Origin of the sequence: Variovorax sp., assembly GCF_035634955.1 — a bacterium.
Classification (GTDB): domain Bacteria; phylum Pseudomonadota; class Gammaproteobacteria; order Burkholderiales; family Burkholderiaceae_C; genus Variovorax.
The window spans coordinates 1-21,708 of record NZ_DASQBZ010000027.1 but is presented as its reverse complement, the minus strand read 5'-3'; the positions used below and the strand labels follow the sequence as shown (position 1 = coordinate 21,708).

Below are 21,708 nucleotides of genomic sequence, written 5' to 3'. Positions count from 1 at the left end.
GCGCCCGGCCCGAAGCGACCTCGCGGCGAAACGCGCTGCACACAGATGGGACGGTGGGCCAACTGCGGCGCAAGCCCAAAAACTAAGCTCCCCGCATGCTTTGCAAGAAACTCCACCACGCTGCCTTCCGCTGCAGCAACGCACAGGCCACCACCGATTTCTACACCGGCGTGCTGGGCCTGAAGTTCTCCCACGCGATCACGCAGGACATCGTGCCCTCGACTGGGCAGTACTGCCCGCACATCCACATCTTCTTCGAGATGGAGGACGGCAGCAGCATCGCGTTCTTCGAGTGCCCGACCGCGCCTGGCGAAATCAAGGACATGGCCTCGCCAGCGTGGATCCAGCACTTTGCATTCCAGGTTGGCAGCCCGGACGTGCTGCACCAGGCCAAGGCCGAACTGGAGCACCTGGGCATCCCTGTGGTGGGCCCGGTCGACCACGATGGGTTTGTCCTGTCGATCTACTTTGCGGACCCCTCGGGACATCGGCTGGAACTGACCACGCCGATCTGCGCGCCGGAGCGCTTGAAGGATTTCGAAGCCGATGCGCCAGCGGTGCTCGCGGGTTGGGTGCGCATGCACAAAACCACCGAGCAACCATCATGACTTGATCGGGGTCTTGGTCAGCGGAACGCTCCTTCGCGCGGCCAGGTCGCACAACGGCTGGCTGCCGCGGCCCGTCGCCGACGCCACGCTGGCGCAACGGGACCCTGCAGGCTGGCTATTTCATTCTGGCGGCCAGGGCTCTTCGACCGGCATCCGCGCCTCGACTTCGAAGAGGTATGCCGTCTGGACTGAGCACCGGGCGTGCCGAATTGCCTCGCTGCCGTCAGTGCAGGCAGGTGGATGAGCTGTTGTCTATGGACTAGCGCAGAGCGCCTACCGCGAGAGCGGCGCGGGCCATGCTTCCGGGCCGCACGAACTAGCGCTTCTCGTTGCTCAGCGTCGGCTCGGCGACCATTGACGTGTCTGAGCAAACCAGGTAGAGGCGGTGTGTTGGATGGAAGGGCTTTGGATCGTTGAATCGATTGCTTTCGTGCCTGTCGCTTCAGACAACGCCGGCTGCCCATGCACATCACTGGGCGCATACCCGAAGTACCGGCGAAAGGCCCGGCTGAATTCCGCGCCGTTGCGAAATCCAAAGCGGTCCGCGAGCTGCGCCATGTAAATGCGTTGCGTCGCGCCAGCGATGACGGCATGGCAGTGAACGAGGCGCCGCTCGTTGATGTACGCCTTGATGCCACCATACGGCTCGAAGACCCTATAGATGCCTGACCGAGATACGCCTAACTCCGCGCACAGCTCGGCGGCGCCAAGGTCCGCATTGCCAAGGTTCGCCTCGATGATGCGCTGCGCCTTGCGATGCAGGGCCTGATCAAGGGTGTCGCGAGCCAGACCCAAGCTCTCAAAAGACGGTGCCAGCGCGGCGGCCAGCAGGTGCAAGGTGGCAGAGGTCGCATGCCCGCCATCGCGCTGGCGCATGGCCTGCGCGTTGCTCGCCAGGCTGAGCAAGTACTGCGCGAAGATCTCGCCGGCGGCGCCGCCCAGCGTCACGCCATGCAGGTCGAAGGCGCGGGGCAGCAAGGCGTCGAGGGCATTGCGCGGCAGGAACAGGCAGATGTCGCGCCCTGCGCCGTAGTGCCCAACTCCGACACGCGCCAAGTCGACGAGGACGGGCTGTCCTTGGTCCACGCGCATCTGCCGGCCATCGAAGTCCAGATCGATGCCGCCGCAAGTGGTGGACATCAGCACGCCGTAGTGATCCAGCTGGGTGGCGCGAATGTGCTCGCGTCCCCGCACCAGGGCATGCGGCGTGTGGTTTCGCACCATGAGCGCCATGCCGCCAACCAGGTGCCCGCGACCCTCGAAGAGTTCGCCACGTGAATCGCTTGTGCTTTCGAAGCCGAAATTCTCCCCGAGCACGTGCTGCACTTCGTCGCGGATGCTTCCGCGCCCGTTGTGACTGATCGAACTGCAATCGGTCAGAACAAGCTCATCTTCCTGGCCTGACATGGGTGCTCCTCGATGGTGGGGCATGGACCGAATCTTGGACTAGGTGCCAACGATCCGGACGCACAGTGTACCGGCGAGACCACGCAACTTCTATCGTTCAAGGCCTGTATTCACCGACCTGTGATCCGTCATGAACTCCCGCTGCACCCTCGTCCCCAATCGCTCGACTCGCGTACCGACAACGCCACTTCGCCCGCTGTGCCGGGTACTCGCCTTCTCCGTGGCGACGGCCACCTGCAGCGCGGTGGCGATGTTCCCGGACCTCGCCCGTGCCCAGGCGAACACCCCGCCGCTGGTGCTCACCAATGTCGGCTCGACGCCTGCCCTGGGCAGCGGACAGGCCGGCGGCCAAGGCCAGAACTTTTCCGTGACCACCGGCGTGGACAACATCTATGGCGACAACAGCGCCAATCCCGCGATCGAGTTGTCGAGCACCGGCGGCGCTGGGGGCACGGGCTCCGATGGTGGCGACCCCACAGGCGGTGGCGGCGATGGCGGCGCAGCGGGCGCGGTCTCGCTCAACCTGATCCAGTCCTCTGGTGTCTACAGCGGCACCACGGCGGCCGGAGCAGTCATGCTCACCAGCAACGGCGGGGCCGGCGGGACGGCCGGCAAGATGGCCGCCGAGCTAGGCATGCCGGGCAGCCCTGGCTCGGGCGGCAACAGTGCCGGCGTCCAGATGATCCAGAACGGCTACGTCACCAGCACCAACGGCTGGGCAGGCAACACACCCGGCACGACCGCCGTGCTGATGACTGCCAATGGCGGCGACGCGGCCGAGCCGCTGGCCACGGATGGCGCCCAGGGCGGCGGCAAGCAGGTCGGGCCGAGCGGAGGCACGGGGGGCACGGGCGGCAACATCAACTACACACTGGGCCTGGGCGGCGTCACTTCCGCCGGGGCCGGCATCGTGGCCGTCAGTCAGGGTGGCCAGGGCGGAGACGGGTACCTGGCCACCTCCGACATCGGTGAAGGCTATGGAGGCGCCGGTGGCGTGGGGGGCAACGGCGGCAACATCACGATCAGCACAGGCACGGCGCTCGCCACGCCCACTATCACGGCCACTGGCGCGCCAACGGCGGCCACGGGCGCAACGATCCCGATTGATGCGCAGGGCAACACTGCGCAGGCGGCGTTGATGGCCGCCGGCATCCAGGCGCAGAGCCTGGGTGGCGTCGGCGGCGCCGGGGGCCTGGGCGACGGCAGCGTCTCCAAGGCGGGCAAAGGCGGCAACGCGGGCGATGGCGGCACCGTCACCCTGGAGCTGGGCAATACCAATATCTCGACGAGCGGCTATGCCGCCGCGGGCGTGCTGGCGCAGAGCGTGGGCGGCGCGGGCGGTACCGGCTCGAGTGCCGGTAGCATCTTCTACACCAAGGGGGGCAACGGCGGCGTGGGCGGCAATGGGAACACCGTGGTCGTCAACATGGCCGAACCCCAAAGCGTGGGCTGGCCCACCTCGCTCATCGCGACCGCGGGCGATGACTCGATGGGCGTGGTGGCGCAGAGCATCGGCGGCGGCGGCGGCGCGGGCGGCGCGGTGGCGACAGGCTCCATCCTGGCCGGCGTCGCGCTGGGCGGCAATGGCGAAAGTGGAGGCGAGGCGGGCCCCGTCTACCTGAACAACGGCGCGGCGGCCGATTCCACCACGCCGGCACAGGCGGGTTTCGTCATCTCCACCCAGGGCGAGCATTCCAGCGGGCTGGTGGCGCAGAGCATTGGCGGCGGTGGCGGCGCCGGGGGCTCTGCCACCAACACGGTGCTCGGCCCGTTCACTTACACCGTCGGCGGCACGGGTGGCACGGGTGGCGATGCGGGCACGCCTGGCATCACCCAGGTGTCGGTCGTCAACGAGGGCATCGTGAGCACCGCGGGTGCGCATGCCAAGGGCGTGGTGGCTCAAGCAGTGGGCGGCGGCGGCGGCGACGGTGGCTCGGCGATGGCACTGACGGCAAGTGCGCAGTTGAATGTCAACGTGTCGGTCGGCGGCAGCGGAGGCTCCGGCGGCAACGCCGGCGATGTGGTGGGCACCAACGGCGGCGAGATTCTCACCAACGGCTCGGACGCATGGGGCCTTCTCACGCAGAGCGTGTCTGGCGGTGGTGGCAATGGAGGCATGAGCACTTCCGACGCATTCCAGTTCGCGGCCACCCAGGCCGCCCCCTCCGTCATCATCAACGCCAGCATCGGCGGCCAAGGCGGCAGCGGCGGCAACAGTGGCAATGTGACGGCCTCCAATAGCGGCGCGATCGTGACGGCCGGGGCCGCCGCGCACGGCATCCTCGCCCAAAGCATCGCGGGTGGCGGCGGCAACGGTGGTGACTCCGATGCATTGTCGGTGGGCGCCAGCGCCGGCAAGGGAACGTCCATCAAGATGACCCTCGCACTCGGCGGCTCCGGCGGAGAAGGTGGCAACGCCGGCTCGGTGGCCGTCGACAACAGCGCCAATGCGCTCATCTGGACGTTGGGGAACAGCGCCAACGGAATCCTTGCGCAGAGCGTCGCCGGCGGGGGTGGCTCGGGCGGCCTCGGCACGGGCAGCACCAAGTTCCTCGGCCAAGGCCCGACATCCGGCGGCACTTCGACCGTCAGCGTGGGTGGCGTCGGAGGCGGCGGGTCGGCCGGTGGCACCGTGACCGTCACGAACGAAGGCAACATCATGACCATGGGCGACGGCGCGAACGGCATCTTTGCGCAGAGCGTGGGAGGCGGCGGCGGCGTCGGCAGCGGCACCACGGCCAGCGGCTCGAGCGGCAAGATCAGCGAGAAACTCGTCGTGGCCGGCAGCACCGCGAACGGTGCCAGCGGCACGGGCGGCACCGTCAACGTCACCAACAGTGCCACTGTCGTCACCTTCGGCGGTGATGCCGCCGGCATCCTGGCCCAATCGGTGGGCGGCGGTGGCGGCAAGGCAGGTCAGGCCACGACGGCCGGGCTGCCTACGGCCAACTCCAGCACCAGTTCCCTGTCCAACTTCCTGTCCACCAGTGCGGCACTCAAGGGCTTGATCACCCCATCTAGCGGAGTGACCGCCTTCGGGGCCAACGGATGGCAACTGTCCAGCCTTCAGCAGATGGAACGCTGGGGCCAGGACTACCTGAGCTACGCGGCCGCCAATTCTTCCGGCACGCTGCCTGATTTCACGGGCGGCAACATCGCCATGGAGACCTATCTGGGCGGCGGCAGCAGTGGCGATTCGACTGGGGGCGACGCCACCCAGGGCGACGGCGGCGCCGTGAACGCGACTAACAATTTCGCCATCCAGACCTTTGGCCCCGCCTCCCCTGGCATCGCAGCGCAAAGCATTGGCGCGGGGGGCGGCATCGTCGGCGCAACCGCGGTGAACCAGTTCCAGGTGACTTCCGGAAACAACGCCCAAGCACGAATGACCATTGGTGGAAATGCAATCAACACCGGCGACGGAGGCGCGGTCACCGTGACCAACAGCGGCAACATTGGCACGCAGGGCGATGCCAGCTTTGGCGTGTTTGCTCAAAGCGTGGGCGCTGGCGGAGGAGAGGCAACGATCACTGCCAGCAATTTCCTGGGGATCGCCGGCTCAGCCATCGACATCACGCTGGCCGGCAACAACGCCAGCACCGGAAATGGCGGGCCCGTCACTGTCAACAACACTTCCTCGGCCCTCAACGCTGCCATCAATACATGGGGCAATGAAGCCGTCGGCATCGTCGCCCAGAGCGTGGGCGGCGGTGGCGGCAACGTGATCGTCATGCAGACGACGGGCAACAACGGGAACTCCTCCGGCGCCATCAGCTATGCCGATTCCAAGGGGCTGTTGAATTCGGTCACCGTCGGCAGCAACAGCATCATCGAGAATCAAAATGCCACCACCTGCGCAGTCGCCAATGGCTACCTCCTTAACGCCTGCGGCAGCGGCGGCGCGGTCACCGTCAATACCAGCGCTGCGAGCAGCATCTATACGGCGGGGATGGATGCGCATGGCATCCTGGCGCAGAGCATCGGTGGCGGCGGTGGCTGGGTCATGGGCATCACTTCTGGGAGCAATGTCCAGCCATTTGCCAAAGGCGCCTACATGGGCGGTGACGGCGGCGCCGTCAACGTTTCCGTGGGCGGCACGATCACCACTACGAACGCGGGCGCCATCGGCGTGCTCGCGCAAAGCGTGGGCGGTGGCGGCGTGCTTTCCGTGGGCCCGTCCGGCATCTCGTCGCCGATCGCATTCGAACAAGCATCCAAAGGCAACGGCTCGCAGCGGTATGGCGCCGGCGGTGACATCGACATCTCGGTGGCCGGTTCAGTGAGCACGTCCGGCTCCAATGCCCCTGCGATTTTTGCGCAGAGCGTTGGCGGCGGAGGCGGCTTGTGGTCTACAGCCAGCGGTACCCTGATGGGTTCAGCTGGCGGCGACGGCGCTGCGGGGTCCATCAAGATCGAAAACACCGGCACCATCCAGGCGACCGGTCAAGGATCGAGCGCCATCTACACGAACTCGGCGGGACAGGGCTACAACTCCCAGGTCGCCATCTACAACTCCGGCACGATCACAGGCAATGTCAGCGCGCCGGCCATCGTATTCACCGGCGCCAACAACAACGGCGATGGCTCGGTCGTCAACGGCGGCACCATCAACGCGCTGGGCGGCACGGCCGTCTCGGCCCCCGACTCCTTTGCAGTGGTGACCAACAACGCAGGGGGCACGATCAACGGCGACGTGCAGCTGGGCGCCGCTCACGGAACGATGACCAACAACGGCTATTGGAGCACCGGAAGCTCCAGCACCGCACAGTCGGTGACCAACAATGGCACGCTGAATATCAACGGAGCCAACGGCAACGCGCTGGGCACCAGCACGATCAACGGGAACTTCGTGAACTACGGCCAGTTGCAAAGCTCCGTGGACTTCTACAACAAGCAGGCGTCGGTGCTGGAGGTGAGCACCGGCGCGCTCCAGAACGGCACCACGGTGCTGGTCAGGCCGCAACTGCTGGCCCCTGGTGCAGTCACTATCATGCAAGGCGGCCTCATCTCCAGCCCGCAGTACATCGGCGTCACGGACCCGGGCAACAATTTCCTGTTCAGCTACGGGATCGTGCGCCCGAGCGTGCAGGTGGTGCAGGTGACGCCGCTGGAGACCACTTTCTACAAGCAGGCGACGGCCTATACAACCAACATCAACCTTGCGAACCTTGCCAGCTCCCTCGACGCTTGGTGGGGCGGCTCGAACGGCACCATCACCGAATCGCTCGCACAGACCTATGCCGGCTTCGCAACGATCGGCAATGGCGCCGCCTACATCAACGCGCTTTCCAACTTGAGCAACGAAAGCTCGGGCGCGGCCAGCGTTGCGCACCTGGCGGCCAGCAACGCCTTCGTGGAGCGCATGAACAGCTGCCCGCGCTTTGAGGATGGCGGCCTGTTCCAGCGCGAGCACGACTGCGTGTGGGGCCGCGCCATCGCCAACGGCACCGATCACGGGACCTCGGGCGACAGCGTGGGCTACCACCAGAGCAGCCAGGTGTTCCAGCTGGGCGGCCAGAAGGAAGTGGCACCCGACTGGTTCGTCGGTGCCTCGGTCTCGGCCGACGACAGCAGCCTGGACACTAAGACGGTCAACGACACGGTGAGCGGCAACGGCTGGACTGCTGGCCTGGTGGCCAAGCACCAGATGGGCGACTGGCTGGTGTCCGGCGCGATCACCGCCGGGCAGATGTCCTATGACTCCACCCGATCGATCCAATTTCCAGGCATGGGCGGCACCGCCACCGCGTCGTACGACGTGAGCCACGTGGGCATCCATTCGCGCATCAGTCGGCAGCTCGCGTACGACACCTGGTACCTCAAGCCGTACGTCGACCTGCATGCCACGCACATCGAGTCTGGCGGCTACACCGAGCAGGGCGCGGGCCCGCTGAATCTGCGCGCCGCCGGATCGAACACCAACGTGCTCGGTGCCTCGCCCATGCTCGAAGCCGGCACCCGTTTCAACCTGAGCGGCGGCATGACGCTTCAGGCCTACGCTGGCGTGGGCGCCACTTTCTACAATCAGGGCAACCTGGGCGCAGACTTTCAGTTCGCCGACAGCGCGCCTGGCGGCAGCTCGTTCCATGTGAGCAGCGACATTCCAAGTAACCGCATCAAGACTACGGCGGGCCTAGACCTCAGCGCCAGCGACCGGGTGAACGTGCGGCTGGAATACACGGGCGAGTTCGCCGATCACTTCCGCTCGAACACGGCGGCGCTCAAGGCGACTTATAAGTTCTGACAGCCCGGAACCGCCAAGCAATGTGGCAGGACTTCTGATTGAAACAATGAAAGCTCAGATCATCCTCCCAGACGCGCACGTGCACTGATGCACGCCACCGCTTGCGGCGAGGCAATAGATTTCAGACAGTCGACCACAAGCATGCTGCACAGCCAAAGAAGCCCGTGTCGCACTTGGCCAGGCATCGGTCGCCTTGTCTGGACCAACCGAAAAATCACCAAAATGAACTCAACTAAAACATCGAAACTTGCTGCCCCCTCGGCGCCTGCCTTGTGGTCGGGGCGCGTCCTTGCGGCCGTCGTGGTTCTCATCCTACTAGCGGACGGTGGCATCAATCTCTTTGTGCCGCACCTTGTGGCGGGGGCCATGAAAGAAACAGGATTTGCCCCCCATCTGTCGTCCGCCATTGGCTTGATTGCAATAGTTTCCGCGGTCCTATATGCCATTCCCAAAACCAGCGTGCTCGGCGCGATCCTTAGCACTGCATTTTTGGGGGGAGCGATATGCGCACACGTTCGTCTTGGGGACTTCGTATCGCCCGCGCAAGCGGTCAGCCTCGCCCTCGGCATCGCTTCATGGGTTTCTCTCTATCTGCGTTCGCCGGAGATGCGTCGCTTAGTCCCTTTGACAGCCTCTAGCCAATAGCGGCGCAGACTGGCGAATGAGGCGCCAGCACCGCGCCAGCCCTGGTCCGAGTGGACGATCAGTTCGGCGGCAGATCTGATCCGCGAAAGCGCTGCCTTGAGCGTGCTGGAAGCCAGCTGGAAGAGCGGGCGTCTAGACATGCGGTGCACGATGATCTCGCCGTTGTAGAGGTCCATGCAGGCCGACAGATAGAGCTTGCGGCCATTCACATTGAACTCGGTGACGTCGGTCGACCAACTTCTGGTTGGGCGCGGTCGCGCTGAAGTCGCGCTGCAAAACGTTTGGCACGTGCTCGTCGCTCACGCCAGGGACATGCCGGGAACGCTTCTTCGCCCGGAGCAACGCACGTAGCCCCATCTTTTGCATCAGGCGCTGCACGCACTTGTGGTTTACCGGCACTCCAGCGAACTGGACAGCGCCGCCGTGATCCGTCTGTAGCCGTAGCGGCCCTTGTGCTCGTCGTAGATGGCGCAGATCCTCGCTTCCATGGCGCTCCTCCGGTTGGCACGCTCGGTCGCTGGTACGCGACCTCCGCGCGCGGTCGCTCGTTCTCTTCTCGCAGGGCCTGGGCCGAATCGGTGCTGGCCACGCTTGGCGGCGCTGGGCGCTGTCGTTCTGGGTTCATGTTGGAACGCTCTTGCTTCCCGCTTCCGAGAGCCTCCACGCCGCCTTGGTCAAGATTGCGTCGCCAGACTACGACCTGGTTGGGATTGCGGGCGTGTACCGCCGCCACTTGGCGGCTCGAAGTTCACGGTCCTGATAGGCTAGGACCTGCAGCTTGAATTGCGCACTGTACGCGCTGCGCTTGGGACGCAATCCATCGAGTCCATGCAGACGGTAGTGGCTGACCCAGGTGCGGATCTTCTCCTCGGGCACCGACCACTGCCGAGCCAGCAGCTTGGCGCCACGTTCGCCCGCCATGAATCCCTGGACGACTTCGAGCTTGAACTCCGTTGTGTACTTCTTCATGAGACCCCTTGAAGCTTGTCCAACTTCTGGCAGTCAGTTCATTGTTGAGGAGGCTCAACATGAGCAATTCGAGCAAGTTCTCACCGGAGGTGCATGAGCGAGCGGTGAGGATGCTGCAGGAGCACCGTCGAGGCGAGATCTTGTGAAGCGCAGCGCGTGCACACGAAGTAGTAAGTTCATGGGCATTCGAGGAGAGTGTTGATCCATGCCTCGAACGCTAGGGAACAGCCTGGGTGATGCGGTCCACAGGGATCGCCGTCCGGCCGCTGCTCGTGACGTGACACACCGCGTCCAGGAATGGGACGCACAGGGCACTGTTCAGGCGTACCGCTGCCTACGATAGCCTCCATCACGAACCTTTTGAAAGTGCCCTCATGGACCGCACCGTCACCGCCATCACCGCCGAATCGGTGAGGGCACTCTTCGCGCAGCTGGAACACGGCTATGAGTCCTTCTTCACGCATGTCGCGGAAGACGTGGACTGGACCGTTCACGGAACCCATCCGCTTGCGGGTCACTACCGCTCCAGGAGCGAGTTCATCGCGGCGACCTTTGCCAGGATCACGAAGGTCCTTCGTGGGGGCACGCAACTGCGCGTCGTCAACGTGATGACCGACGGCACGCTGGCGACCGTCGAGATGCAATCGATGGCCACCGCGGCGAACGGGATGCGCTTCGACAACCGCTACTGCTGGGTCGTGCGCATCGAGAACGACAAGATCGTACAGGTGCGGGCCTATCTCGACTCCGCCTTGATCCAGAGGTTGTTCGACGAGAACCAGGGGTAGTTCGGTCTCGCATGCCCGGCATGGTTCCCGCCGTCCCGCGTCTCCCGCCCTTGTCGCCGGCCTTCCATCTTCGTCCTCCGAATCCGTCCCGATGATCGAACTGCTTTCCGATCCCTCTGCCTGGGTGGGTCTGCTCACCTTGATCGTCCTCGAGATCGTTCTCGGCATCGACAACCTCATCTTCATCGCCATCCTGGCCGAGAAGCTGCCTCCGCGTCAGCGAGACAAGGCCAGGGTGCTGGGGCTCGGTCTCGCCCTCTTCATGCGCCTGGCGCTGTTGTCGGTCGTCTCCTGGCTGGTCACGCTGACGACACCCCTGTTCAGCCTCGGTACCTTCGCCTTTTCCGGAAGGGATCTGATCCTGCTCTTCGGTGGTCTCTTCCTGCTGTTCAAGGCGACCTCCGAGTTGCACGAGCGGCTGGAGGGCGTCTCGCGCAGCGCCGCGGCTACGGGGGCCTACGCGAGCTTTTCGGTGGTGGTCGCGCAGATCGTCGTACTGGACGCGGTCTTTTCGCTCGACGCGGTCGTCACGGCCGTGGGCATGGTCGACCAACTGCCGGTCATGATGGCCGCGGTGGTGATCTCCGTCGGCGTGATGTTGCTGGCATCCAGGCCCTTGACGCGCTTTGTCAACGCGCATCCCACTGTCGTCGTGCTGTGCCTGAGCTTCCTGCTCATGATCGGCCTGAGCCTGGTCGCCGAGGGTCTTGGCTTTCACCTGCCGAAGGGCTACCTCTATGCCGCGATGGGCTTCTCGATTCTCATCGAGTCCTTCAATCAATGGGCGCACCGAAACGACGTGAAGGCACAGGCGCGTCGACCGTTGCGCGAGCGCACGGCGGAATCCATCATCCGCTTGCTCGGAGGTCGTGGTCGGGGCGAACCGGTGCCAGGGCACGAGCCGCCTGGCGTGCAGGAAGAGGCGCAGGTGTTCGCGGTCGAGGAGCGCAACATGGTGAGCGGCGTCCTCACGCTGGCCGAGCGCAATGTGCGCTCCATCATGACCCTGCGCTCCGACATTTCGTGGGTGGACCTCGACGACGCACCCGGGGACATCCGAGCGCAGTTGCTGGACACGCCGCACGGCATATTTCCTGTGTGTCGCGGCTCGCTCGACAACGTCGTGGGCACGGCACGAGCCAAGGACCTGCTGGCGGCGATCATGCACAACGGCAGAGTCGACGATGTGAAGCACCTGCGTCCTCCGCTCTACGTTGCCGAGTCGACGCCCGCCATTCGTGTCATCGACATCTTGCGAACCGCGCGGGGCCAACTGGTGCTTGTCCACGACGAGCACGGCGCGCTCAGGGGCGTGGTCACGCCCATCGATGTTCTGGAAGCCATCGCAGGCGAGTTTCCCGACGAGGACGAGACGCTCGAAGTCCAGGCGACCGGCCGGAACCAGTGGACCGTCGCCGGAACGGCAGACCTGCGTCTGCTGGAGCAGACCTTGCAGACCCATGACCTCGCAAGCGACGACGACAGCTACGTCTCCATGGCCGGACTGCTGCTCGCAAAGCTGGGGCACCAACCCGGGAACGGCGAGCGTTGGTCACATGACGATCTGGAGTTCACGATCGCTGACTCGGACGGGCAGCGCATCAAGTCGGTATCGGTTCGCCGGATCTCGCGCGACCTGGCCACCCAGGAGGATCAAGCCTGAGCGATTTGGGCACAGGCGTCATGACGCTGGCGGAAGCCACAGGGACTTGGCCGCAACCCGCCACGCCATCAGCTAGTGAACAGGACCTTCGCGCCCGTCGTGGCGATCTGAAGGCCGACGCAGAAGATGAAGAACGCGATCAACCGATTGAAGATTGCTTCGCCCCGCGTCCCGAGATAGCGCTGGATGCGCTGCGTGTTGCTGTAGAAGAAATAGACCAGCGCGCACATGCAGACGACCGCGACCTCGATGGCACCCATGTTCAGCAACTGCGCGCCGACGTCGGCGTTCGCAGCATGCGCGCTCAGGGTCAGCAGCACGGAGACCGTACCTGCACCTGCGGTCAGAGGAAACGTGAGAGGGAAGAACAGCTGATCCTCGATCGCCAGTTGGGAAGTGTCCGTTCCAGCTGCGCTCTCCCTGCGCGGCTCATTGCCCGCACCCAACAGCTGCCAACCCGAGCGGCAGATGATGATGCCTCCGGCCAGCTGCACCACCGGGATCGACAGACCGAAGAGGCTCAGGATCCAGTGCCCGAGCAACAGCGTGACCGTGCAGACGCAAAACGCATAAAAGGTGATCAGGCGCACCGCACGAGCCTTTCCAATGCTGTCCAGTTGCGACAGGTAGGGCATCACCACGAATGCGGTTCCGACCGGGTTGATCACCGGGAACAAGGCAACCACACTGATGAAGATCAGGTGTACGAGGGAATGCAGATCAGCGGCCATGTCGGGATTGTCAATGTGCCCATTGCGGCCGCCGCATTCCAGTTGAAGGGGCGGCGTCTTCGTAGCGCATGTCTCGCCGATTCGCGCGGCCCGCCGACTGCGTGGAGAGCAGCTGTGTCGCTGTCGCTTCGGCTCTGATCAGGGATCCTTCGACCCAGCCCGGGTGCTTGGTATGGATGTCAGAGCAGATCAGGACGCCGGGCGCGACCTGTGCGAACTGCGCCGCGGACGACGTCTCGGCAGCTCGCCTGAAAAAGCTGATGCCGTGCTCCCAGAAGTTCCACCGCAGGAGCGGCGCCTGCAGGCCCGTGGGCACGCGCTGGTCCATGTGTTCTTCAAGGAGTTCGCCCGGCGCCGGGTCGGTCCCGGAATGATCCGATGTGAATTGCACGGGGTAGTCGAACGGCACCATCGGCAACTGCAACTCCTCGCAAAGTGTCACGAGCCGCCCATGCCGCCCGGCGTGAAGGCGGCCTGCCCCGTATTCCACGACGAGCAGATCGCAACCGGGCCGTCCGGACCATAGGCGTCCGCCAGGCTCGCGACCCTTGTCGAAGATCGAAAGTCTCCCTTCGAATCCGCGTTGCCGCATGCAGTGCGCGGTGGCCAAGCCGGCGATGCCGGCGCCGATGATGGCGATGTGGGAAGGGTTCTTGCCGCCACGGCGGCGAGCAGTCAGGGGTGGCATAAGCATCTCCTTGGCCCGACGACGCGAAGGCGCTTCCGGGTGTACCTGAATGCTAGGTTGCGGGGGTTCGGATGAGTTCTCCGTGCGTACCAGTTCCGTTCGATTCGTCCCATCGCGAGGCGGACCGCGGCCAACTACATCCGGCAACGTTTGCCTAATGGGTTCTCTTGAACGTCAAGTGACAATTGACCTGCATTCTGCGAAAGCGCCTCGGTACGGTCCGCCTGTTCTGCGACGAAGGCTGGAGCGCCGCTGCCAGGAGGGCGACAGTCGCTTGGGCGAGCCGGGGTCAGCCGGTGGTGGCGCAGGACCATGGGTTCAAGAGCGCCACGCACTTCAGCCGGGCATCTCGCGACCAGTAAGTCCTGCGAGTTGACGCGCAGATCCGGAAGCTTCCTGCGATGAAGCACGAATTCAAGGCCGACCCTCGCGCGGTGTGTCATAGAGGCTGGCTCTGATTCCCTTCCTTGCACGCCCCCAGATCTCCTCGTCCGGCAAACTGGTCTCGATGAGTTCAACCGGAACACCAGCGTTGTCGATAACGGCCACCTGGTAGTCGTCGATCGGCGTATAGGGTCCAAGGATGACCGCATGGCCTTCGATCGCCAAGGCCAGGTTGCTGACCTTGTAGGCGAGATGGGGCTGCGTCCGCAGCAACGGGTGCAAGGGCGAGTCCGGTCCGAAGCGATGCCACTGGATCGGTAGCGGGCCGGAAAGGTCGTCGGTGGTGTACATGTCAGCCTTCGCCGCGTAGCGGGCACCCAATGGCATTTCTGCAATGGGAATGCCGATGTGGTGCAGTACGTAAGTCACGCCAATGCGTCGCATGTTCATCTCCATCTTCGATGGTTATCGTGGTTCGTGGTAGGCCATGAGGCGTTCCCGCTGAGGCGGCCAGGCGGTGGCGCCGGCCATGTCGGGGTGACGCGGTGTCTTCATGCGGAGCGATCTCCATGAGGTGTTCATGCAGATCAATGCTAGGAACCCATGCGCGGTGCGTGTCGGCCATGCGTCCCGCTTCTTGACTTGGCGTGTCATGCGCAACGGCCGACATGATCCACCGGTCGATCTCCGCTCACTCCCTGACATGCATGCCACCGATTCCGCGATCGTCAGAACAGGTAGTTCACCCGCAGCACACCCTCGTCGGAGTGGTAGCCGCTGCCGAACTGCCCGCCGTACTCGGCATGGGCGAGGCGGAGAGCATGGTGTCGCTGTTGCCGTTGACGTTCAGCCCCAGCGCACCCGCTCCTTGCTCGCTGTAGCTGCCGGTGTACTGGATCTCGCCGGATGGCCCACCGATCAGGTGGTGGCACCCGCGGGCCAGGCACCGATGCTGCGCAACGCGCCTCGCACGACGTCCATGCGTTTTGGCAGGTCGCCTGTGCGGCGCGGCGTATCGATGTTGAGCGCGAAGAACACCGCCCCTTCCGGGAACTCCATCCAGCCCACCCACCAGCCGATGCTGCCGCTCCACCCGCTCTTGGCGCGCAGTATCCAGTGGCTGCCCGCTTCATTGACGAGTACGTCCTTCACCAGGCGCTGGTGCGCCACCGCAAAGGGCAACTCGTTGCGATAAAGCGCGCGCAGCATGGTGATCTGCTCCTGGGCGGATACCGCCAGATCGCCGTCCACCCAGAAGGGGTTCTTGCCGGTGGCCAGGCAGTTGCCGTAGCCGATCTTGCGCATGTAGGCCTCTTCGCGCGCTGTGCCGAGCTGGCGTGCAAAGCCTTCGAAGACCCACACCGCGGAATCGCGTACGGCCGAACGGAGCGTCTGGTCCTGATTCCATGCTGGAATGGAGCGCTGGACGCCATCCCACTTGAACGACTGGAACTCATCGCGAACGAGTCCCGCATCGAGTGCGATGAGGCTGTGCGCAATCTTGTAGGTGGATGCAGGCGACAGCCGCAATTCCGCGCGCGACGCGTCGTGAATGAAGGTGGTGCTCGCGCTGCCGCGCGCATCTACCACCACCAACGTGCCAGGAACCTCGGCTGCTTCGAACAGCTGCGCCCATTCCGGGCGAATTCGGACAGTGCGCTCGGAGACGGCACCGGTGTTGCCTTGGGCTCGAAGGATTGCCGGCGGGGATGAGGCCGCAGTAGCAGCCAAGACGAAGTGTCTGCGTTTCATGGAGTTCAGGTTTTCAGTACAAGGCGCGCGTGTCGAGGGTTGAATCGATGCCATGAAGCGTAATGAAAGGCACCCTGGCCAACTTTTCCAGGAATCCCGCCGCTGAACTGATTCCCTCACGATCGACCGCCGGCAAGCGACTGGATCACTACCGGGTCGAGTTCCTCAACGACGGATTTTTGAAACGCGACGCGGACGGGTCGGCGCACGTCGTCAGGCCCGTTCCCACCGAACAGCGGCAGTTGCAACAGCTCATGCTGCGCCGCAGCACAAGACGGGCCCTATAGCAAGTCCGACAGACCCTACCCCATCGGACAACATGTCGACGCCCCGCTTCCCCCTACTCCACCGTCACGCTCTTGGCCAGGTTGCGAGGCTTGTCCACGTCCGTTCCCCGCGCGCATGCGGTGTGATAGGCCAGCAGCTGCAGCGGCACCACGTGCAGCAGCGGGCTCAGGGCGCCGTAGTGTTCCGGCATGCGGATGACGTGCACGCCCTCGCTGCTCTCGATGCGGGTGTCGGCGTCTGCCAGCACGTAGAGCACGCCGCCGCGGGCGCGAACTTCCTGCAGGTTGCTCTTGAGCTTTTCCAGCAAGGTGTCGTTGGGCGCGACGGTAACGACCGGCATCTCGCTGGTGACCAGCGCCAGTGGCCCGTGCTTGAGTTCGCCGGCGGCATAGGCCTCGGCGTGGATGTAGGTCACTTCCTTGAGCTTGAGGGCGCCTTCGAGCGCGATCGGGTAGTGCAGCCCGCGGCCGAGGAACAAGGCGTTTTCCTTGCGCGCGAAGTCTTCCGACCAGCTGATGATCTGCGGCTCCAGCGCCAGCACCGATTGCAGCGCCACCGGCAGGTGCCGCATCTGCCTGAGGTAGGCCGCCTCCGCCTCTTCGGTCAGCCGGCCCTTGGCCTGGGCGAGCGCCAGGGTCAGCAGGAACAGGCCGGCCAGTTGCGTGGTGAATGCCTTGGTCGAGGCCACGCCGATCTCGGTGCCGGCGCGGGTGATGTAGGCGAGCTTGCATTCGCGCACCATGGCGCTGGTGGACACATTGCAGATGGTCAGCGTCTGCTCCATGCCAAGAGAGCGTGCGTGCTTGAGGGCGGCCAGCGTGTCGGCCGTCTCGCCGGACTGCGAGATGGTCACCACCAGCGTCCTGGGGTCCGGCACCGATTCGCGGTAGCGGTACTCGCTGGCGATCTCGACCTGCGTCGGGATCCTGGCGATGCCTTCGAGCCAGTACTTGGCGGTGCAGCCGCTGTAGTAACTGGTGCCGCAGGCCAGGATCAGCACCTTGTCGATGTCCTTGAACACCCGGTGCGCGCTGGCGCCGGGCGCGCCATCGGTGCCGACGCCGTCGAACAGCTCGGGCACAACGCCCTCGATGCCTTCGAGCGTGTCGGCCACGGCGCGCGGCTGCTCGAAGATCTCCTTTTGCATGTAGTGGCGATAGGGACCGAGCTCGGCCGCACCGCTGTGCGCATGGACGGTGCGCACCTGGCGCGAGACGCTCTTGTGATTGCGGTCCACGATCCAGTACTTGCCCGGCTGCAGGTCGACCACGTCGCCCTCTTCCAGGTAGATGATCTGGTCGGTGACGCCGGCCAGGGCCATTGCATCGCTGGCCAGGAAATTCTCGTCGCCGGCGGCCCCCACGCCCAGGATCAGCGGCGAGCCGGCGCGCGCTCCGACCACGCGGTGCGGCTCGTCGCGGCAGATGGCGGCGATGGCGTAGGCGCCGTGCAGCTGCGCCACGGTGGCCTTGACCGCCTCGAACAGATCTCCGTCGTAGTGGCTGTCGATCAGGTGGCCGATGACTTCGGTGTCGGTCTGGCTGGAGAACACGTAGCCGCGGGCGATCAGTGCGGCGCGCAACGTCTCGTGGTTCTCGATGATGCCGTTGTGCACGATGGCGATGCGCGCCGGCTTGGCGCTGCTGCCGTCCACCGCCTCACCCGGGCCGTGGCTGAAGTGCGGATGCGCGTTGTGCACTTCGGGCGCGCCATGGGTGGCCCAGCGTGTGTGCGCGATGCCGGTCAGGCCCTGGACCCGGTCTTCCTCCACCTGCGCCAGCAGGTCGGCCACGCGCGAGGTGGTGCGCGTGCGCGTCAGTTCGCCCGCATGCACCGCAACGCCGCAGGAGTCATAGCCCCGGTATTCGAGCCGCTGCAGGCCCTGGACCAGGATGGGGACGATGTTGCGATGGGAAGTGGCGCCGACGATGCCGCACATGGTTTGTTCTCTCGGTTCGGTGAAGTGGCGCGAATGTTAGGCCGACCCCGGTGAACAATGCTTTCTTTGATAAGACGTTGTCGGAATATTATTTCCCAATCAGCCATTGATGGTGATTTATTCCATAATCGATCCACATATGGAAGAACTGTCAATCGACGCAATCGACCTGCGCCTGCTCCAGGCTCTGCAGGAAGACGCTTCCCGCACCAACCAGCAGCTCGCGGCCCTGGTGCACGTTTCTCCGCCCACCTGCCTAAGGCGGGTGCAGCGCCTGCGTCAGGCTGGGGTGATCGAGCGCGAAGTGGCGTTGCTGTCGCCGGACCGGCTCGCGGCGCTGCTCGGCCACGGGCTGCAGGCAGTCGTCGAGGTGTCGCTGGACCGGCAGGACGCCGATTCGCTCTCGGCGTTCGAAGCGCGGGTGATCGCGGACCCGGCGGTGCAGCAGTGCTACCGCGTCTCTCCCGGGCCGGATTTCGTGCTCATCGTCGGGGCGCGCGACATGCCCGACTACCTCGCGCTGGCGCAGCGGCTGTTCACCGCCGACGCCAACGTGCGCAACGTCAAGTCTTTCTTCAGCCTCAAGCGCGCCAAGTTCCAGCCGAGGCTGCCGCTGGCGTGATGCCGGGCGCCCGGGCGGCTCAGCCCGGCTTCTTCTTCACCGGCCGCGTCCAGTTCGGGTAGTAGGCCTGGCGCGCCCGCGCCACGGCCAGGCCGCCGGGCTCGGTGCTCTTGTTGATGGTGGAGCCGCCGCCGACGGTCCCGCCGGCGCCGATGGTCACGGGCGCCACCAGCACGCAGTTGCTGCCGATGTGCACGTCGTCGCCGATCACCGTGCGGTGCTTGTTGGCGCCGTCGTAGTTGGCGGTGATGCTGCCGGCCCCGTAGTTGACGCGCTCGCCCACGCTGGCATCGCCGATGTAGGCCAGGTGATTGGCCTTGGCGCCGTTGGCCAGCGTGGCATTCTTGATCTCGACGAAGTTGCCGATGTGCACCTCGGCGCCCAGGCGGGCGCCGGGGCGCAGGCGCGCGAACGGCCCGACCAGGGCCGCCGGCCCCACGGTCACGCCGGCCTTCTCGCCGTCGATGTGGGTGAACGGGTGAATCACCGCGCCGGCCTCGATGCGCGCATTGGCGATCACGCAATGCGCGCCGATGTGCACGCCGGCGCCGAGCGAGACGGCGCCCTCGAACACGCAATTGATGTCGATCTCGACGTCGGCCGCGCAGGCCAGCGTGCCGCGCAGGTCGAAGCGCGACGGGTCGGCCAGTCGCACGCCCTGGGCCATGAGCGCCTGCGCCTGGCGCAGCTGGAAGGCGCGCTCGAGCGCGGCCAGCTGGGCCGGGTCGTTGACGCCGGCCACCTGCAGCGTGTCGTCGATCCGCGTGGCCACCACCGGCACTTCGTCCAGCGTGGCCAGCCGCACGATGTCGGTCAGGTAGTACTCGCCCTGCGCGTTCTTGTTGTCCAGGCGTGCCAGCCAGGGCTTGAGCAGCCGGGTCGGGACCGCCATCATTCCGCTGTAAACCTCGCGCACCAGGCGCTGCTCGGGCGTGGCGTCCTTGTGCTCGACGATGGCCTGGACGCCTTCGCCTTCACGCAGGATGCGGCCGTAGCCGGTGGGGTCGTCGAACTCGATGGTCAGCAGCGCCAGCCGGCGGCCGGCGCTGGCACGCACGAGCGCCGCCAGCGTGTCCTGCCCGATCAGCGGCACGTCGCCCGACAGGACGATCGTCGTTCCGTCGTCGTCGAGCAGCGGCACGGCCTGCTGCACGGCATGGCCGGTGCCCAGTTGCAGCGCCTGCCGCACGAAAGCCAGCGGCGCGCCCTCGGGCGCCGCGTTGTTCAGCGTCTCCTCGACCTCGTGCGCGCCGTGGCCGGTGACCACGACCACGCGGCGCGGCTGCAGGCCGAGGGCGGTGTCGATCACGTGCGTGACGAGCGGGCGCCCCGCCAGGCGATGAAGCACCTTGGGCAGGCTGCTTTTCATGCGGGTGCCCTTGCCGGCGGCCATCACCACGACGTCGACCGGACCGGCGTCTTCACCGGCTTGCGTGTTTCTCTCTTGCGACATTTGAGCCATTCGAAATCTTGGGGGAACTGCACCAGAGGCAGCAGCGGATTATGGGCGGACGCCGCCGGCGACCCCGCCCGCGAAAGGGCGCCGTCACGCCCGGGCAACGGCACTACGGCACGCTACTTGCGCCTGGTGTGAGGCCGGCGCCGGCCTTCCGCCACTTGGCCTATGGCTGTTTGCGTACGTGCAACGAACGTTTCCTGTTGTAAACTAATTTACTATAACCAACCCCGTGGAAGGCAAAATGGATGCGGCGACCGTTGTCGGAGCAGGATTTGCCGGAAGTGTTGTAGCGCGAGAATTGGCGGACGCAGGATACAAAGTCCTGGTTGTCGACAAACGCAGCCATATTGGCGGCAATGCTTACGATTGCGTTGATCGTCACGGCGTATTGATTCATCAATATGGCCCGCACATCTTCCATACCAACAGCGCCCGTGTGCTGCGCTGGCTGTCGCGCTTCACCGACTGGCGGTTCTACGAGCACCGGGTGCTGGCCAAGGTGGGCGAAAAGCTCCTGCCGATCCCGATCAACCGCACCACCATCAACCAGCTCTATGAATTGGATCTGGACGAAGCCGGGGTCGAGGAATTCATCGAGGCGAGACGGGAAAGCCGCGAAATAAAAAGCAGCCTCGACGTCGTTCTCAATAGCGTCGGCGCCGATCTTTGCAGCAAATTCTTCGAAGGCTATACCCGCAAGCAATGGGGAATAGAACTTTCCGAATTGGCGCCGGGCGTGGCGGCGCGCATTCCCACGCGCACCAATGACGACGACCGGTATTTCACCGACACGTACCAGGTGATGCCGGCGGCCGGCTACACCTCGATGTTCGGGCGCATGCTCGACCACGAGAACATCACCGTGCGCCTGCAGACCGATTTCAAGTCGCTGGACGCCGCCGAGCGGGTCGGCAAGCTGGTCTACACCGGGCCGATCGACGAATATTTCGGCCACCGCCATGGTCCGCTGCCCTATCGCTCGCTGCGGTTCGAGCACCGGCACTACCCCGACGCCGAATTGACCCAGCCCGTGGGCACGGTCAACTACCCCAACGACCACGACTACACACGAATCACCGAGTTCAAGCACCTGACCGGCCAAGTGGCCAAAGGCAGCTCGGTGGTGTTCGAGCATCCGCAGGCGGACGGCGAGCCTTTCTATCCGATCCCGCGTCCGGACAACCAGCTGCTCTACGAGAAATACGCGGCCCTTGCCGAGAAGGAAGCGGACGTCTTCTTCGTCGGGCGCCTGGCGCAATACCGCTACTACAACATGGACCAGGTGGTAGCGGCTGCATTGACCACCGCCCAGACCATCCTGGGACGCCGCTGACCATGCAAAAGCGCTGCGTCCTCGTCAACCAGGACAGCCAGGATGGCGACGTCGTCATCAACCTGATGCTGTTCTACGAATCCTGCGGCTACGAGGTCACCATGACCACCGAGCCGAAGCCGGCCGACCTGGTGGTGATACAGCGGGCGTTCAGGCGCGAGTCGGACCCGCCGGTGCGCATCGAGGCC

Annotated in this window: 19 protein-coding genes and 1 pseudogene; 9 read left to right on the top strand and 11 right to left on the bottom strand. The window is 65.0% G+C overall.

Features of this window, described 5'->3' with window-relative positions; all coding sequences use genetic code 11:
• Positions 1-95: 95 nt before the first annotated feature.
• Positions 96-608 carry a VOC family protein gene (locus tag VES41_RS18235; RefSeq protein WP_324819952.1) on the top strand — a complete coding sequence of 171 codons (513 nt, stop codon included), beginning with the start codon at positions 96-98 and terminating at the stop codon, positions 606-608.
• Between the two features lie 333 nt (positions 609-941).
• Here VES41_RS18235 and VES41_RS18230 read toward each other — a convergent pair whose 3' ends face one another.
• Positions 942-2,015: an AraC family transcriptional regulator gene (locus VES41_RS18230; protein ID WP_324819950.1), complete on the bottom strand. Its 1,074-nt coding sequence runs from the start codon at positions 2,013-2,015 to the stop codon at positions 942-944.
• Positions 2,016-2,235: 220 nt separating this feature from the next.
• Between VES41_RS18230 and VES41_RS18225 the strand changes: the two genes are divergently transcribed.
• A complete protein-coding gene (locus tag VES41_RS18225) occupies positions 2,236-8,259 on the top strand; it encodes a hypothetical protein (RefSeq protein WP_324819948.1) in 6,024 nt (2,007 codons plus the stop codon).
• Positions 8,260-8,346: 87 nt separating this feature from the next.
• The gene (locus VES41_RS18220) at positions 8,347-8,904 is read left to right on the top strand and encodes a DoxX family protein (RefSeq protein ID WP_324819946.1); all 558 of its coding nucleotides are present in this window, start codon (positions 8,347-8,349) and stop codon (positions 8,902-8,904) included.
• On the opposite strand, the pseudogene VES41_RS18215 reads toward VES41_RS18220, so the two are convergent.
• From VES41_RS18215 to VES41_RS18205, 4 genes and pseudogenes are all read right to left on the bottom strand, one after another.
• Positions 8,847-9,146 (bottom strand): annotated as a pseudogene (locus VES41_RS18215) (DDE-type integrase/transposase/recombinase); the annotation flags it as partial. The gene VES41_RS18220 and the pseudogene VES41_RS18215 overlap by 58 nt on opposite strands.
• Complete coding sequence (locus VES41_RS24250; protein WP_414719178.1) at positions 9,037-9,270, bottom strand: hypothetical protein; 234 nt, start codon at positions 9,268-9,270, stop codon at positions 9,037-9,039. The pseudogene VES41_RS18215 and the gene VES41_RS24250, both read right to left, overlap by 110 nt.
• Positions 9,271-9,293: 23 nt before the next feature.
• Positions 9,294-9,392 carry an IS3 family transposase gene (locus tag VES41_RS18210; protein WP_324819944.1) on the bottom strand — a complete coding sequence of 33 codons (99 nt, stop codon included), beginning with the start codon at positions 9,390-9,392 and terminating at the stop codon, positions 9,294-9,296.
• Between the two features lie 205 nt (positions 9,393-9,597).
• On the bottom strand, positions 9,598-9,873 hold the full coding sequence (locus VES41_RS18205; protein WP_324819942.1) for a transposase: 276 nt from the start codon (positions 9,871-9,873) through the stop codon (positions 9,598-9,600).
• Between the two features lie 374 nt (positions 9,874-10,247).
• Between VES41_RS18205 and VES41_RS18200 the strand changes: the two genes are divergently transcribed.
• Both VES41_RS18200 and VES41_RS18195 read left to right on the top strand, forming a co-directional pair.
• Entirely contained in the window at positions 10,248-10,661 is a 414-nt protein-coding gene (locus VES41_RS18200) for a nuclear transport factor 2 family protein (protein ID WP_324819941.1), read from the top strand.
• Between the two features lie 94 nt (positions 10,662-10,755).
• Entirely contained in the window at positions 10,756-12,324 is a 1,569-nt protein-coding gene (locus VES41_RS18195; protein ID WP_324820397.1) for a TerC family protein, read from the top strand.
• A gap of 68 nt (positions 12,325-12,392) precedes the next feature.
• Here the strand turns inward: VES41_RS18195 and VES41_RS18190 are convergent, their stop codons facing one another.
• From VES41_RS18190 to VES41_RS18175, 4 genes are all read right to left on the bottom strand, one after another.
• Positions 12,393-13,055, bottom strand: a complete 663-nt coding sequence (locus VES41_RS18190; protein WP_324819939.1) for a MarC family protein — start codon at positions 13,053-13,055, stop codon at positions 12,393-12,395.
• Positions 13,056-13,065: 10 nt separating this feature from the next.
• Entirely contained in the window at positions 13,066-13,743 is a 678-nt protein-coding gene (locus tag VES41_RS18185; protein ID WP_324819937.1) for an FAD/NAD(P)-binding protein, read from the bottom strand.
• Between the two features lie 414 nt (positions 13,744-14,157).
• A complete protein-coding gene (locus VES41_RS18180) occupies positions 14,158-14,583 on the bottom strand; it encodes a hypothetical protein (protein WP_324819935.1) in 426 nt (141 codons plus the stop codon).
• Between the two features lie 462 nt (positions 14,584-15,045).
• Positions 15,046-15,879 carry a penicillin-binding transpeptidase domain-containing protein gene (locus VES41_RS18175; protein WP_324819933.1) on the bottom strand — a complete coding sequence of 278 codons (834 nt, stop codon included), beginning with the start codon at positions 15,877-15,879 and terminating at the stop codon, positions 15,046-15,048.
• A 62-nt stretch (positions 15,880-15,941) separates the two neighbouring features.
• Here VES41_RS18175 and VES41_RS18170 point away from each other — a divergent pair, with 62 nt between their 5' ends.
• Positions 15,942-16,166: a hypothetical protein gene (locus tag VES41_RS18170; protein ID WP_324819931.1), complete on the top strand. Its 225-nt coding sequence runs from the start codon at positions 15,942-15,944 to the stop codon at positions 16,164-16,166.
• 53 nt (positions 16,167-16,219) lie between these two features.
• On the opposite strand, the gene glmS is transcribed toward VES41_RS18170, so the two are convergent.
• Positions 16,220-18,106 carry a glutamine--fructose-6-phosphate transaminase (isomerizing) gene (gene glmS, locus VES41_RS18165; RefSeq protein WP_324819929.1) on the bottom strand — a complete coding sequence of 629 codons (1,887 nt, stop codon included), beginning with the start codon at positions 18,104-18,106 and terminating at the stop codon, positions 16,220-16,222.
• Between the two features lie 139 nt (positions 18,107-18,245).
• Here glmS and VES41_RS18160 point away from each other — a divergent pair, with 139 nt between their 5' ends.
• Complete coding sequence (locus VES41_RS18160; RefSeq protein ID WP_324819927.1) at positions 18,246-18,728, top strand: Lrp/AsnC family transcriptional regulator; 483 nt, start codon at positions 18,246-18,248, stop codon at positions 18,726-18,728.
• A 19-nt stretch (positions 18,729-18,747) separates the two neighbouring features.
• Here VES41_RS18160 and glmU read toward each other — a convergent pair whose 3' ends face one another.
• Positions 18,748-20,181, bottom strand: a complete 1,434-nt coding sequence (gene glmU / locus VES41_RS18155; protein ID WP_324819925.1) for a bifunctional UDP-N-acetylglucosamine diphosphorylase/glucosamine-1-phosphate N-acetyltransferase GlmU — start codon at positions 20,179-20,181, stop codon at positions 18,748-18,750.
• A 247-nt stretch (positions 20,182-20,428) separates the two neighbouring features.
• Between glmU and glf the strand changes: the two genes are divergently transcribed.
• Both glf and VES41_RS18145 read left to right on the top strand, forming a co-directional pair.
• Positions 20,429-21,520, top strand: coding sequence for a UDP-galactopyranose mutase (gene glf, locus VES41_RS18150; RefSeq protein ID WP_324819922.1), 1,092 nt, complete (start codon positions 20,429-20,431; stop codon positions 21,518-21,520).
• Between the two features lie 2 nt (positions 21,521-21,522).
• The coding region (locus tag VES41_RS18145) for a hypothetical protein (RefSeq protein WP_324819920.1) at positions 21,523-21,708 on the top strand (186 nt) is incomplete at its 3' end.